We start from the raw sequence: 14,111 nt of genomic DNA, 5'->3' as shown, positions 1-14,111 counted from the left end.
GCAGCCGGAGCGGGCACTATTTCACATTGTCGCGATATTTCCATGGATTTTCGTTGCATTTTAAGGAGGAGGGGTGTTCGCTAAAGCATAGGGGCCGCTTCAACCGCGTCCGCCAGCAGGGGAAGCTGTCTGTCCAGCGTTAATGCGTCATCGGCCCAAAAGGCGGACAGCGGCAGCCGATAGATACGCTTCTTGCGATAAGCTTCAAGCGAAGACCAGACCGGATGATCTTTGATATTCACATAAAACCGGTCGTAAGCGTCCTCGGAATCTCCCACGATGACAAACATATGATCCGCGCAATAATCGGGCAAATCGGCAAGGGGCAAACACAGCATAGTCTCCTTGTCCAACACGTCGCGTTTTATGGAATCGGGGGGAAGCCACCGGAGCGTGCGGTATAAGTTGCAGTTGCCCCGCGCCCCCAGCTGCCAGAGGATGATCTGCTCCGTGCCTCGCAGCTCGTAAAGCGCGACGGATTCAGTCGGAGGAATCAGCGCCTGCATTTGTCGTCTCCAAGCTTGACCACTTGCTTCGAAGTCGGCGATCCATCGTTCCGCGGCTTCCGCCCTGCCCACCACCCCGGCAAGCTGGCGCAGTTGTGCGAACGGATCGACGCCGAACGACGGAAAAAACAGCACGGAAGCCACTCGTTCCAGCTGCTGAAGCTTGCGAGCATTTTGAATCAGCGTGTACTCGGGGATAAGAAGGAGATCGGGACGAAGCGCACTCAGCAGCTCGAGATCCTCGAACTCGAAGCAATCGGCGGTGCCGCCGGCGAGCAGCTCCCGGTGCAGCACGGCCGCCGTATTCCATGGCGCCAGCGAGGCGGCGACCGGCTGAATGCCTACGGCGAGCAGATTGCCGGCCTGCGTCATTGCGGCTACGCGCAGCGGCTCCCGGCGCAGCTGCTGGCGGTATTCGCTCGGCGACAGGCCGCAGTCCTGCTTGAATCGGCGGCTCAAATACAGCCCGCTAAGAAAACCGACCCGGTGGGCGATGGCGTCCAGCGTCATGTCGGAGGATAACAGCAAGATTTTGGCGCGATTGAGTCTGACCTTGGACAGAAAGGCGGAGAAGCTGTATCCGCTGTGCTGTTTAAAGGCCCGCGACAAATGGCTCGTATTAAACCGCCTGTCGCCGGCGACGGCATCCCGGTTCCAGTTACGTTCGCAATGCTTGAGCATCGCATGCATCGTCTCTTCGACCGCTTCCTGCGCGGAGGGACGGCTCAGCGGTTTCGTATTCATCTGCTTGGAAATATGCTGGACGAGCTCTTCGATGCAGCGGTCACAAGCATATTCGTCGAACGGAGACTCCACCTGCAGCCGGATCAATTGCCGAACGATTCCGGGTATGGAAGGCGGCAGCGGCTTCAGGATAAAGCCGTTGTTCGGCAGCTTCGTATAGTCCAGACAGTAAGTTAACGTATCGGTTGTTTTGTTTTGCAGCCGGTAGCTGTGAAAAAAGAGACCGTAAACCGCGCTTGCGCCTTTTCCGACAGGCTCCAGCGTAATGCTGGCCTGCGGCTGCACGTAAAGCAAATGCTTGCCGGTCAAGGCGTGGCGCTTGCGGTTGAAATAAACGTTGGCCCTGCCCTCGGTGTAGAGCAGCAGGGCGCATTCGGTTTTGACCGTAACGGGAGCAGAATTCTGCTTCCATTCCCATATCCGCGCGGACGAGAATTTGTTCATAGCGGCATAAGCTCCTGCATTGTTAATTCTACTATTGTAGCAATTTCGCGGAAAATAAACAGGGCCCCGTGAAAGGGACGATTTTCGCGCAATGCGAAACGGGGCTTCGCTTAACCTCCTCTGTGGGTCTGCTTATACTCCCTGGGGCTTAGCCCGGTGAGCCTCTTGAACGTGTTCGAGAAATAGGAGGCGTCGCCGAAGCCGACCCGCGTTGCGATTTCAAGTACGATATAATCCGTCTCCATCAGCAGTTGCCGGGCCTTATCGATTCTCAGCCGGGTAAGGTAGTCGATCAACGATTCGCCGATTTCTTTCTTGAACAAGCGGCTGAGATAACTGGCGTTCATGTGGAATTGTTCGGCGAGCGATTCCAGCGAAATTTTCTCCTCGTAACAAGCGGCGATGTAATCGACGATTTTGCCGATAACCGCATGCTGCGAGACGGCCTGGCGAAGCTTGGGTGCGTTCTCGGCGGCATCGGCAGCGAGTCGGTCCAGCGCTTGCCGGTACAGGGCAGGCAGCTCCGCGGGGTCGCCGCTCACGTCGCTGAGTCCGATGACAACGGACAAGCCGTTTCCCGATGCGGTCGCCTGCAAGGTCTGCTCGAAATGCGCGCCGGCTGCTTCGAAGCCGGCGTCTCCGCCCTGCTCCCCGAAGCGCGGAATCGCGCACAGGCTCTTGTCGTCCACGTACAGCAGGTACGGGCGGTAGCGTCGAAAAGCAAGCTCGTACAGTCTGGAAACGGCTTGCAAATACCGCATCCGTTCCTCGGCATCCGGCTCCCGCTCCGGGCCGGGAGAGCGGCGCAGCTTGAGCAGCATGATCCGGTAGCGGCCCAGATCAAGTCCGAGATCGGCCGCTCGGGCTTTCAGCTCTCCGGGATCGGAGACGATTCGGCGGATGGCGTCGAGCAGCAGCTTGCCGCGGATTTCGCGGCGGTCGTCGTCGATCTGCCGCTCAAGCCGCTCCACCTTCCGGAATTGCTCCCGTTCCCGCTCGATCAGGGCAATGGCTTTGCGAACCGCCTCCGTTACCTGCTCGAGCGGATTCGATTTGACGATAAAGTCGACGACTCCGTACTTGATGGCCGACTGCGCGTAGGAGAACTGGGCATGACCGGTCAGAATGATCAGCTTGACCCCGGGATGGCGGCTCTGCGCGAATTCCGCCAGCTCGATGCCGCTCATGCCCGGCATGCGGATGTCGGCCAGCACGATGTCGACGGGCAGGGTATTCAGCAGGCTTCTGGCCTGCAAGCCGTTGTCGGCGATCGCGACGATCTCGCAGCCGAGCGAGCTCCAGTCGATGAAGCTTTTCAGGCCGTCGCGGATGATCGGCTCGTCGTCGGCAATCATCACTTTGTAGGTCATCGTTCGTCACCTCTGTCCAGCGGGAGAGTTACCGTTACCCGCGTGCCTTGCCCGATCGCGCTGCGGACGGTCAGCCCGTAATCGTCCCCGTACAAATACCGGATGCGCTTGTGCGTATTGACCAGGCCGATGTTGGAATGGTTCGGCAGCGGCGGAGCGGAGAGAGCGGCGCCGTCCAGATCGAGTACGCGGGCGTCGAAGCCGACTCCGTTGTCCTCGATCTCGAACACGAGCTCTCCGGCTCTCTCCTGCGCGCTGATGCGAAGCAGGCAGCGTCCGATTTTGCTTTCCAGGCCGTGTACGATCGCGTTTTCCACGAGCGGCTGCAGGCACAGCTTCGGGAGGTAGTACTCTTTCACGCGCTCATCGATGCCGCCGCGGTCGATCTCGATTTTATTCCCGAATCTCGCCTGCTGCAAATACAAATAAAAATCGACGTTTTGCAGCTCGCTGCCGACGGTCGTCTTGTCTCCGGGACCGCTGTAGATGGACGATTTCATCAGCTCGCTGAGGGAAGAGACCATGTTGTATACTTCCTCGTCTCCGGACATTTTGGCTTTCCAGCCGATGGACAGCAGCGTATTGAACAGGAAATGCGGATTCATCTGAGCCTGCAGCGATTTCAACTCGGCCTCCTTGATCAGCAGCCGTTTCTGGTACACTTCCTGGATCAAATATTTGATTTGCCTCGTCATTTCGTTGAAAATCCGGCTTAACTTGCTCAGCTCGTATTCCTTGAAATCTTCCATCCGGATGTCGTAGTTGCCTTGCTGCACCGTCTCGATTTTGCGAATCCAGCTCGTAATTTGCCGCGATACCCGGGACGACAGCAGCAGATGAATGACGAGCAGCAGCGAGAAGAACAGCAGGAGCAGCATCAAATAGTTGCGAATGCCGGCAATCAGCTCGGCGAATACTTCGTCCTTCGGAATCGCGATGACGGTCGTCAGCCCGCGGCTGCCGATGTCTCTGGCGGAAGCCAGATAGGTTTCTCCGTCGATGACGATTTCCTCGAAGGCTGCTGTCCGGCTCAGACGAGCGAGCTGCTGGGGTGCGAACCGGCCGAGCAGGCTTTTGTCCGAATGTGAGAGGAAGACGCCGTTCCGATTCATAACGGCTCCGAAAGAACGTTCGGATTGCAGCGCATTGCTGTAAATACGCGACAGCACCTCCTCGTCGATGCCAAGCACGATCATCCCTTTGAACTGCACCCGATAAATATCGTAAAAATCTCGGGCGTAATACAGCATCCCGTTCTCTTCATCTGGAGGGACGAGGCGATTGATCCGTTCGTTCCCCCCGATCAGCGAACGAACCTCGGCCCAGGACAGGCCGACCGTCTGTACCATGCTTTTGTTCCGATCCTCGTTGTTGTACGAGAAATTGTTGTAATAAATGTTGTTGTAATCGTAAAAATAGCTCGTCTCCTCGTCGATGAACACGTAGATGGACTGCAGCAGCTTGCTGTTCCACGGATAGTTGAAGTAGAGGAAGCTCTGCATGCGCAGATCGATCTGCTCGTTGGCCCGAAGCTTGTCTTCTCCTGCCAGCTGCAGCTTATCCACATTGTCCCGGAACAGCGGATCGCTGATCAGATTGAAGTAAGTGTTCTCGATCAAGTCGATCTGCGCGGACAGGTTGAGATAGATATTTTCGCTTAATCGTTCGAATTCCTTGTAATTGTTGTCCGTCAAAATCGAATCGACGACACGGATGAAGTAGAAGCCGATGACCAGCGTCGGGATCATGATCATCAGCAGGGAGAACGTCAGCATTTTCCGCTTCAGCGAATAATTCCAGATGGCATCCCAGAGTCGGACGAGCAAGCGGGCATAGGTCATGATGGAGCGCCTCCGGCAGAAAGGTATAGGCTACAGTATTGGCTGCAAGATCTCCAACTCCTCTATTCAACGGCATAAAACACAAAATCGCAACGAAAAGTAAAAATCCCTCAACTTTATGAAAGCGAGTGCATGCTTTCAGTGCCAAAACGTAAAAATATTGAATGTCCAAGTCAATTCCATCCCTTCTCTTCGGGGGGCGGATCGTTTAACCTGAAACTGTAATCGCTTGCAGGCCTGCCGCGATACTTCATTCGATCACAAAAAGGGGAGCTCATCATGGCACAAACGATACGCTTGCGTTCGCTGCTGACGGCGGCGGCAATGGTTCCGATGCTTGCACTGGCCGCCTGTGGCGGCAATTCCGGCAGTTCCGCCTCGCCCGAGCCGGGCGGAAGCGCGGCTCCGGGGGAAGCAAAGGTATCGATACAAGTATTTACCGAATTCGTCGGTTCCCATCCGTTCGCGCCTTATTGGAAGCAAAGATTGCAGGCGTTCAAGGACGAGCATCCGAATATCGACGTGAAAGTCGAGGAGATCGCCGGAGCGGGCAACAACAGCATGGACGGCAAGCTCAAGGTGCTGATTTCCTCCGGAGAACTGCCGGACGTGTTCCTGACGAACGACAAGGATATGATCGAGATCGCCAAAAACGCCAACCTGCTCACCGATCTCAAGCCGATGCTCGATCAGGACGCGGACTTTAATGGGCAGCTGGATCAGGGCGATTTGGAGGATTGGAACAACGGAACGGAGCATGTGTACGGCATTTCGAGTCACAAAGATTTTTACGGCTATTTCTACAACAAGGAAATGTTCGAGAAAGCAGGCATTACGCCGGCCGGAACGTGGGACGAATTTTTCGCCAATCTCGAGAAGTTGAAGGAGACGGGGGTCGCTCCGCTCTCCCTGGAGACGAAAAACGTGTTCGTATCCAGCAGCATGCTGCTGGCGCTGACCGGCACGCAAAGCGCCGAGGGCAACCGGTTTGCGTTGACCCCTTCGCCGGGCAGCTACGAGACGCCCGAGTTTATCGAAGCGGCCAAACAGTTGCAGAACATGTACATGAACTACACCACGAAGGATGCCATCGGCGGAGATTACGCGGTGGCCCAGAACAACTTCTTTAATGAGAAGACTGCTATTTTCTCCACGGGAACGTGGGACATTTCGCTCATTCGGGACGGCGCGCCGGAAGGCTTCGGAGACAAGGTCGGCGTGGCGATGTTCCCGAACAACGGCATTTTCTCGTTCCCGGCGTACGCGTGGTTCAGCGGCTCCAAAGACGATGCGAAGGCGAAAGCCGCCTACGAGTTCATCAAGCATTTCAATAATAAAGAGGACCAGGGCGTCCGTCTGGAAATGCTGGACTTCATGCCGGTGGATACGAGCATCAACCTGAGCGAATACGAGGTCGATCCGCTGCTGCAGGATTACATCAACATGAGGGACGACGTTCAATATCGGATGATGTCTCCGTGGCGGGTGTATCAATCCAGCGTCTCGGCGATCATTTCGCAGGAGCTGGCCGCATTGGGGACAGGCGCATCCACACCGGAGCAGTTCGCCAAGCGGCTGACGGAAGCGGCCAACAAGTAAGTCCGGCGGCGCTTAACGGGGCTGTCTTCTGAGCGAGGGGGATAACGCCCGCGGGAAGGCGGTCCCGTCGGGACGCCGGGGAGAATGGAGAGAACGCGGATGCACTTACGACAAAAAGGGTGGATATGGACGTTTCTGGCGCCGACGCTGCTGCTGTTTGCCGCGTTTTACGCGTATCCGATCGCCACGGTGGCGATTTCGTCCTTCACGGAATGGCGCCTGGCGTCGGCGATGACGTACGTCGGTCTCGACAATTACAGAAGCCTGCTGACGGACGGGGAGTTCAAGAAGGCGCTGGTGAATACGCTTGTATGGCTGCTGGCGCATTGGACGATCTACGTGGGCATGGGGCTGCTCGTGGCGCTGCTGACCGCGAGGAAGACGCGCTTTTCCCGCTTTGTGAGAACGGTGTATCTGATTCCGAACATGCTGCCGATTGCCGCGGTTGCTTTTCTGTTCTATATCGTGTTCAATCCGGCGATCGGGCCGATCAATGGCCTGCTGGAGCTGGTCGGGCTGGATCAGCTGGCGCTGAACTGGTATCAGGATACGAGAACGGCGTTCTGGACGGTGACGTTCACTTCGGTCATTTACGGGGGCATTTTGACACTGCTTATCTCCGCGGAGCTGGCGTCCATTCCGGGTGAAATTATCGAATCGGCGAAAATGGACGGAGCGGGCGAGCTTCGGACGGTTTTTCATATTACGCTGCCGCTGCTGCGGAACGTGATCGGAACGGCGATGATTTTGACGACGGTGAATGTCCTCAAATCGTTCGAAATCATCTACTTGACGACCGTAGGGGGACCGGGCAACGAGACGATCAATTTGCCGATTCTGATCTACCGGGCGGCGATGAACAACAATCATTTGAGCTATTCCAACACGCTGGGCACGGTTACCATTCTCATCGGCATGATCAGCATACTGATCATTACCCGGGTGTTCAGGATGGGACGGTCCGACTATTGAGACCGGAAGGAGCGCAAGCCAAATGCCGATAGGAAAATATGCGTTGGGATTCATTCGGCGGCTGTTTCTGGCGCTGGTCGTCGTGATTTCCCTTGTGCCGATCTTGTGGACGCTGCTATCCTCTTTCAAATCCAATCAGGAAATATTAACCTCGTCCTTCTCGCTCCCGCGCGCGTTCGGCTTCTCGAACTATACCGGGGCGTTCGGCAATTTGCCGCTGGCGGCTTACTATTCGAACAGCCTGGTGATCTCGGCGGCGTGCATATTGCTGAGTTTGCTGGTATTCAGCATGTCGTCTTACGTGTTCGCGAGATTCCAGTTCCGGCTAAAGGGGCCGCTCTACGCGATGCTGTCGATGTCGCTGCTCATTCCGGTGACGGCGATCATTTTTCCGGTATACGTGTTCGTCAAGGAGATCGGGCTTTATGATACGAAGCTCGGCTTGGTGCTGGTCTATACGGCGCTGGCGATGCCGGTCGTCATCTACATTATGAGAAGCTATTTTCTGACGATTCCGCGGGAGATCGAAGAGGCCGCGTATATCGACGGAGCAGGTTTTCTCGGAACGTTCGCGAAAATCATTTTGCCGCTGTCCGCGCCGGTGATGGCCAGCGCCGCGGTGCTCATTTTCCTGACCGCCTGGAACGATTTCCTGTATGCGCTCATCTTGACGACCGGGGACAGCTCGCGCACCGTCCCGGTGGCGCTGGCCGCTTTCCAGAGCATGTACGGGAGCGATTACGGGCAGCTGTTCGCGGCGTCGATCGTTATCGTGCTGCCGAGCATCGTGCTCTTCCTGCTGCTGCAGCGCAAAATCGAGAGCGCCCTGATCGCGGGAGCGGTAAAAGGATGAGCGGCGGTGAAGAGGCGCGCGGCATTACGGCGACGGGCGGGGGAGCGAAAGGCCGCGACAAGCTTGTTGAAAGGAGCGGAACGATGATTCCCGATTTCGTAAACAAGGAAGCTTTGACCGAACTGATCGACCGGATCGTCGATCGCACGTTCAAAATGGATTTTACTTGGGATTGGCCCGGCGGAGTCGCCTATTTCGGAGTGGCCGAAGCCTACGAGGCGACGGGCAACGCTTCGTATTTGGAGAAGCTTCGCAACTGGGCGGACGAACGGCTGGAGGAAGGGCTGCCGCCCTTTACCGTTAACGCCATGGCGGTCGGCCACCTGCTGTTGACGCTGCATCAGGCGACCGAGGACCGCCGCTATTTGGAGGCGGCAGAGCGGATGGCCGATTATTTGCTGAAGGAAGCGCCCCGGCTGCCGAACGGGGTGTTCGAGCATACGGTCGGCGAAGGGTTCAAATTTCCCCAGCAGGCTTGGGTGGACACGATGATGATGGCCGGATATTTCCTCGTCCGCATCGGCTCGCGGCTGCAGCGAAGCGATTATTTGGAGGAAGGGCTGAGGCAGTATCACGGGCATGAGGAGCTGCTTCAGGACGGCACGACGAATTTGTATTACCACGGCTGGGACGAAGCGAGCCAGAGCCATCTGTCGGCCGTCTTCTGGGCGCGCGGCAATGCCTGGGCGGCGCTTACGATGGCCGGGGCGCTCAAGCATGTCAAGGTGCAGCACCCTTCGTACATGATGATCGACGGCTCGCTGCGCGACCAACTCAGCGCGCTGGTTCGGCTGCAGGACGAGACGGGCCTGTGGCCCACCGTGCTGAACGATCCCGAATCGTATGCGGAGACGTCGGCTTCCGCCGGCATCGCCGCCGCTCTGGCCAGCCGGGGCGCGCTGTATCGCAGACAGACGGAGCGGGCGCTTGCCGGCATCGTCGCCCGCGTGGCCGAGGACGGGACGGTGACCGGAGTGTCGGCGGGAACCGCTGTCATGGACGACGCGGACGGTTATAAGGGCATATCGGTGAAAAGAATCCAGGGCTGGGGACAAGGGCTGACGCTGGCTTTCCTGTCCCGGCTGCTGAAGACGGAGGGATAACGATGGCGGTCAATTTTCCACTGCTGGACGATCCGAGCTTTCGTTTTTTGCGGGAGCCGCTGGAGAATTCGGAGTTCGGACTTTCCTTCCTGCACGGGCGATTCGCGTCGGAGGACTTGTTAAGCTGGCGGGATGAAGCGCGGGCATTTATTGCGCAGCAGCTGCTTGTCGAACAGACGTCCGTGCCGCCGAACGTCGAGTTTGACGAAGAGGAGGATTTCGGCGATTACGTCCGGCGCCGGCTCAGCTTCGATAGCGCGCCGGGCATTCGGGTTTCCGCGTATTTGCTCGTGCCCAAAGGGCTGACGGCTCCCGCGCCGGCGGTCGTCGTGCTGCACGATCACGGCGGCATGCAGTATTGGGGCAAGGAAAAGGTGGTCGAGCACCGCGAGCCGCACCCGGTGCTGGCCCGCTTTATCGACGGCGCGTACGGGGGACGGCCGCCCGCTTCTGAGTTGGCCAAGCGAGGTTATGTCACTCTGGTGGCGGATAATTTGTTTTTCGGGGAGCGCCGTTTCCGAATCGAGGAACTGGCCGAGTTTCACGGCGAGCTGGGCGTCTTCGAGCCCGAATCGGAGGCTTACATTCGTGCCTACAACGAGATCCAGTTCAACCGGATCGAGGCGGAGCTGGCCAAAGCGATCTCTTATTCGGGGGGAACCGCGGCCGGCATTTGCCTGCGGGACGACAGAGCCGCCGTGAGCGTGCTGAGCGCGATGCCGGAAGTCGATCCGCAGCGGATCGGCTGCATCGGCCTGTCGATGGGCGGGCACCGGTCCGGCTGGCTTGGCGCCCTGGACGATCGGATCAAGTGCGCGGTCGTCGTCTGCTGGATGGCGCGGCACCGGGAGATGGTCGCCCGGCGCATCGCCAATATTCACTGGATGTGGAACGTGCCGGGACTGTATCGCGCGATGGATTATCCGGACGTCGTCTCGCTGTGCGCGCCCAAGCCGCTGATGGTCATTCACGGCAAGCGTGATACGCTGTTTCCGGAACGCACAGGCGAGCGGGCGATCGAGCTCGTGGCCGGCGTATACGTCAAAGCGGGCGTGCCCGAACGGTTTACGCCCGCCTTGTACGATTCCGTCCACGAATTCAATGCCGCGATGCAGGCAGATGCATACGCCTGGCTGGACGATCGGCTTTAAATCTGAGCATTGACCTTGCCGAACAAGCGCCAAAACATCGTTCCGCTGTCTGCCGGCCATCGTCGAATGGCCGGACAGATCGGCTTTTCCTGCGTTGTCCCTCCTCGTCTTTCCTCCAACCATTCGAATGCGATTTAATTGCTCACAGCAAGCACGCGCACTCGCCGCAAATTTGGGAAAAAATTTAGGAGCCTTTAAGGTTTATTTCTGAAAATCTGGTATAGTGAATGAATGGTTGTCCATAAAAACGAGGGGGAATTGTGGGAATGAGCGATAACAAAGAAAATGATCTTCAAGATAAGGAAGAACAACCATTAACAAATGAATCGATCGAAAAGGAGCTGGAGGAAACCGCTGCTCCGCATTCGGCGGTCGAGCTGGGTAAGGCGCGCGAGGTAGTCTTGCCGACTGGCGGAGCGCCGGCATTGGCTAACGCGGGAAGCGCGGCTGCGCCGGCTCGCGGGTCCTCCGCCGTCATCGTGCCATGGGCGATCGCGGCGATCGCGATTGTCGTGCTCGTATTCGTCCTGATTCGCAATACGTCGAGCGCCGCGGGCGATGAGACGATTGGGGAAATGGACGGCTATACGATCAAAAAGACGGACATCTACGACGAGGTGAAAAACCGGCTGGGCGAAGATCAATTGGTGGCCCTGATCGACGATATCGCCCAAACGAAGATTATCGAGCTGGAATCGGAGAAAGCCGGCGTTGCGGTGAGCGACGAAGATGTTCAGCGCGAGCTGGAAAACTTCAAAAAGGCTTACGGGTTCGAGACCGACGAAGATATGAACGCCGCTCTGATGCAGGCCGGAATGTCCATGGAGGATCTCAAGGACACGCAAATTTTGCCGAATCTGAAAATCAAGCTGCTCTTCGAGAGCTCGCATCCGGTAACCGAGGATGAGCTGAAGGCGTATTTCGAAGAAAATAAAGATTCCACCTTCGCCACGACTCCGAAAGAAATCAAGGCTTCGCACATTCTGGTGAACACGCAGGAAGAAGCCGAAGCTGTGCTCGCGGAATTGAAGGGCGGCAAGGATTTCGCCGCGCTTGCGAAGGAGAAGTCGCAGGATCCGGGCTCCAAGGATCAGGGCGGGGATCTCGGATTTTTCGGCCGCGGCGTGATGAACCAGCGTTTCGAGACGGCTGCGTTCGCGCTCGCCAAAGGCGAGACGAGCGAGGTCGTAGAAGCGGACAACGGCTTCCACATTATCAAAGTAACCGATATTCAGGAAGCGGTCGTTCCCGAATACGATACGGTGAAACCGGACGTTAAGGAAGCATATTATAGCGAGAAGATGAGCACGGATGCAGTCGCATGGCTTGCCGAGTTGAAGACGGATCGCAACTATAAAAATTTGGTTGCCGCAGATCAGGAAGCTTCGGCCCCGGTGGCCTCGGCTCCGGCAAGTCCGGAAGCTTCGCAGCCAGCGGAATAACGCAACCGGCTAACCCGACAGCCGTCCCTCTCTTACGGAGGGGCGGCTGTTTATTTTATCGATAAGGCCTAAAACTTAAAAATTACCTTAAGCCTTCCTTAAGAAGTGTAAAACCTGCCTTCAACTGCGGACAGGAAGCGGACGAATACGGTATAGTGGGAAGGATAAGACGACGGATTAATTCGCAAGCGAAACAAAGGAGCAGCTGGAAACATGTCCAAATCCATTCTAATCGTCGACGACGACCGCGAAATCGCCAACCTGATCGATATTTATTTGCGCAACGAAGGCTTCGATACCGATCAGGCGCACGATGGAGAGGAAGCTCTGAGCAAGCTGCAAAGCCGGAGCTTTCATTTGCTTGTGCTCGATATTATGATGCCCAAGATGGACGGGATGGAAGTGTGCAGGCGCGTTCGGGAGACCGCGTCGATTCCGATCTTGATGGTGAGCGCCAAAGCGGAGGATATGGACAAAATACTCGGCCTAATGACGGGAGCGGACGATTACGTCGTTAAGCCGTTTAATCCGCTCGAGTTGGTCGTAAGGGTCAAGACGCTGCTCAGACGGGCGTACCAGTACGGAACGCAGGCCGCGTCTGCGGCGGATGAGGACGGCACGATCAAAATCAACGAGCTTACGATCAGCAAAACGACTCATACGGCCGAAGTCGACGGACGGGCGATTCACCTGACCTCGACGGAGTTCGGGATTTTGCATCTGCTGGCGAGCAATCCCGGCCGCGTGTTTTCTGCGGAAGATATTTTTCAGCAGGTGTGGAAAGAAAAATATTTCGAATCGAATAACACCGTCATGGTTCACATTAGCAAACTAAGGGACAAGCTTGAGCAGGAGATGGGACGGAAGCTGATCACGACCGTATGGGGGGTAGGCTATAAAATTGAGATCTAGCATCGCGGCCCGCATGGCGTGGAGACTCCTATGGCAAATCGTGCTCAGCGCAGTTCTTGCGGTCATCACTTGTTATTTGTCCATTATTATTTTGGAGAGAATGACGCGGGACAACGATACTCAGCGCTCGTTTCTGCGCGGTCTGTATTATACGTTTGGCGAGACTCCGCTTATTCTGCTCGGCTGCTTCATTCTGTTTATTATCTATATGGTGCTGCTCAATTGGAGGAGATTCAGCTATTACGACAAGCTGAGTCAGTCCGTCGAGCATATTGCGCTTAAAGGGAATTTCGACGATCAAGTTCCCGTCAAGATGAACAACGAAGTTTCCTTGCTGGCCCATAATGTGAATTTGCTCGTGCTGGAGCTTAAGCGATCGCTGGATGAAGAACGAAAGGCCGAGCAGACGAAGAATGAACTGATCACGAACGTATCGCACGATCTGCGCACGCCGCTGACTTCGATTATCGGGTATCTGGGCCTCATCGAACAAGATCGCTACAGGGACGAAGTAGAGCTGCGTCACTATGTGCAGGTCGCTTACGCCAAGTCGGAACGGCTAAACGTTCTGATCCAGGACCTTTTCGAGTATACCCGAATGAGGCACGACGTCATCCCGCTGAGGCGTCAAGCCTTTAATCTTGTCGAAATGATGAACCAATTGCTTGTCCATTATCGCTTATCGCTGGAAACGGCCAAGGTGACCGGCAAGCTGATCTCTAATGTGACCGAATTGCAGATCGAGGGCGATCCGGATAAGCTGGTTCGCGTGTTCGAGAACCTGCTCATCAACGCGATTAATTACGGAGCGTCCGGGGGGAGAGTGGACATCTACTTGAACAAACTGAACGAAGCCGTGGTCGTAGAGGTCGTCAACTACGGAGAAGCGATCCCCGATGCGGACTTGGCGCATTTGTTCGAGCGCTTCTATCGCGTGGACAAATCGCGGACGGAGCACGAAGGAGGATCGGGGCTGGGGCTGGCCATAGCCAAAGGCATCGTGGATAAGCACGGAGGTACGATTACGGTGACGAGCGACGGCGATAGCACGAATTTCCGCGTACGACTCCCCTTGACGCAGCCTGGTCCGGCGGCGCAAGCTTCTCCCGAGCAGCCGTCTTAAGAGAATCTTATGATTTGCTTTTCAATTGTTTTAAAAGTTTCCTTTACAATA

11 protein-coding genes are annotated in these 14,111 nt (G+C 56.5%); 8 read left to right on the top strand and 3 right to left on the bottom strand.

What is annotated here, in order from left to right:
• Positions 1-80: 80 nt before the first annotated feature.
• From ACFFT4_RS20430 to ACFFT4_RS20420, 3 genes are all read right to left on the bottom strand, one after another.
• Positions 81-1,694 (bottom strand): helix-turn-helix domain-containing protein, encoded by a 1,614-nt coding sequence (locus tag ACFFT4_RS20430; RefSeq protein WP_378050665.1) that lies wholly within the window; start codon positions 1,692-1,694, stop codon positions 81-83.
• 110 nt (positions 1,695-1,804) lie between these two features.
• Complete coding sequence (locus ACFFT4_RS20425) at positions 1,805-3,064, bottom strand: helix-turn-helix domain-containing protein (RefSeq protein ID WP_378050664.1); 1,260 nt, start codon at positions 3,062-3,064, stop codon at positions 1,805-1,807.
• Complete coding sequence (locus tag ACFFT4_RS20420; protein WP_378050663.1) at positions 3,061-4,905, bottom strand: sensor histidine kinase; 1,845 nt, start codon at positions 4,903-4,905, stop codon at positions 3,061-3,063. The genes ACFFT4_RS20425 and ACFFT4_RS20420 overlap by 4 nt, the downstream gene beginning before the upstream one ends.
• 279 nt (positions 4,906-5,184) lie before the next feature.
• Between ACFFT4_RS20420 and ACFFT4_RS20415 the strand changes: the two genes are divergently transcribed.
• From ACFFT4_RS20415 to ACFFT4_RS20380, 8 genes are all read left to right on the top strand, one after another.
• Complete coding sequence (locus ACFFT4_RS20415; RefSeq protein WP_378050662.1) at positions 5,185-6,504, top strand: ABC transporter substrate-binding protein; 1,320 nt, start codon at positions 5,185-5,187, stop codon at positions 6,502-6,504.
• 99 nt (positions 6,505-6,603) lie between these two features.
• On the top strand, positions 6,604-7,476 hold the full coding sequence (locus tag ACFFT4_RS20410; RefSeq protein WP_378050661.1) for a carbohydrate ABC transporter permease: 873 nt from the start codon (positions 6,604-6,606) through the stop codon (positions 7,474-7,476).
• A gap of 22 nt (positions 7,477-7,498) precedes the next feature.
• Positions 7,499-8,329 (top strand): carbohydrate ABC transporter permease, encoded by an 831-nt coding sequence (locus tag ACFFT4_RS20405; protein ID WP_378050660.1) that lies wholly within the window; start codon positions 7,499-7,501, stop codon positions 8,327-8,329.
• An 83-nt stretch (positions 8,330-8,412) separates the two neighbouring features.
• On the top strand, positions 8,413-9,432 hold the full coding sequence (locus tag ACFFT4_RS20400; RefSeq protein ID WP_378050699.1) for a glycoside hydrolase family 88/105 protein: 1,020 nt from the start codon (positions 8,413-8,415) through the stop codon (positions 9,430-9,432).
• 2 nt (positions 9,433-9,434) lie between these two features.
• Positions 9,435-10,583: an alpha/beta hydrolase gene (locus tag ACFFT4_RS20395; protein WP_378050659.1), complete on the top strand. Its 1,149-nt coding sequence runs from the start codon at positions 9,435-9,437 to the stop codon at positions 10,581-10,583.
• A 266-nt stretch (positions 10,584-10,849) separates the two neighbouring features.
• The gene (locus tag ACFFT4_RS20390) at positions 10,850-12,025 is read left to right on the top strand and encodes a peptidylprolyl isomerase (protein WP_378050658.1); all 1,176 of its coding nucleotides are present in this window, start codon (positions 10,850-10,852) and stop codon (positions 12,023-12,025) included.
• Positions 12,026-12,238: 213 nt separating this feature from the next.
• Positions 12,239-12,937, top strand: coding sequence for a response regulator transcription factor (locus ACFFT4_RS20385; protein WP_378050657.1), 699 nt, complete (start codon positions 12,239-12,241; stop codon positions 12,935-12,937).
• Positions 12,927-14,060: a sensor histidine kinase gene (locus ACFFT4_RS20380; protein ID WP_378050656.1), complete on the top strand. Its 1,134-nt coding sequence runs from the start codon at positions 12,927-12,929 to the stop codon at positions 14,058-14,060. The genes ACFFT4_RS20385 and ACFFT4_RS20380 overlap by 11 nt, the downstream gene beginning before the upstream one ends.
• The last annotated feature ends 51 nt before the right edge of the window (positions 14,061-14,111 follow it).

Source organism: Cohnella cellulosilytica, assembly GCF_042431195.1.
GTDB lineage: Bacteria > Bacillota > Bacilli > Paenibacillales > Paenibacillaceae > Cohnella > Cohnella cellulosilytica.
Note: the sequence above shows the minus strand (reverse complement) of the source record. Positions and strands in the feature narration are given on the sequence as shown.

Excerpts from the sequence above, each read along its gene's own strand:
- ACFFT4_RS20395 (WP_378050659.1), top strand. The coding sequence starts at position 9,435 with ATGGCGGTCAATTTTCCACTGCTGGACGATCCGAGCTTTCGTTTTTTG.
- ACFFT4_RS20385 (WP_378050657.1), top strand. The coding sequence starts at position 12,239 with ATGTCCAAATCCATTCTAATCGTCGACGACGACCGCGAAATCGCCAAC.
- ACFFT4_RS20410 (WP_378050661.1), top strand. The coding sequence starts at position 6,604 with ATGCACTTACGACAAAAAGGGTGGATATGGACGTTTCTGGCGCCGACG.
- ACFFT4_RS20390 (WP_378050658.1), top strand. The coding sequence starts at position 10,850 with ATGAGCGATAACAAAGAAAATGATCTTCAAGATAAGGAAGAACAACCA.
- ACFFT4_RS20400 (WP_378050699.1), top strand. The coding sequence starts at position 8,413 with ATGATTCCCGATTTCGTAAACAAGGAAGCTTTGACCGAACTGATCGAC.
- ACFFT4_RS20405 (WP_378050660.1), top strand. The coding sequence starts at position 7,499 with ATGCCGATAGGAAAATATGCGTTGGGATTCATTCGGCGGCTGTTTCTG.
- ACFFT4_RS20425 (WP_378050664.1), bottom strand. The coding sequence starts at position 3,064 with ATGACCTACAAAGTGATGATTGCCGACGACGAGCCGATCATCCGCGAC.
- ACFFT4_RS20420 (WP_378050663.1), bottom strand. The coding sequence starts at position 4,905 with ATGACCTATGCCCGCTTGCTCGTCCGACTCTGGGATGCCATCTGGAAT.
- ACFFT4_RS20430 (WP_378050665.1), bottom strand. The coding sequence starts at position 1,694 with ATGAACAAATTCTCGTCCGCGCGGATATGGGAATGGAAGCAGAATTCT.
- ACFFT4_RS20415 (WP_378050662.1), top strand. The coding sequence starts at position 5,185 with ATGGCACAAACGATACGCTTGCGTTCGCTGCTGACGGCGGCGGCAATG.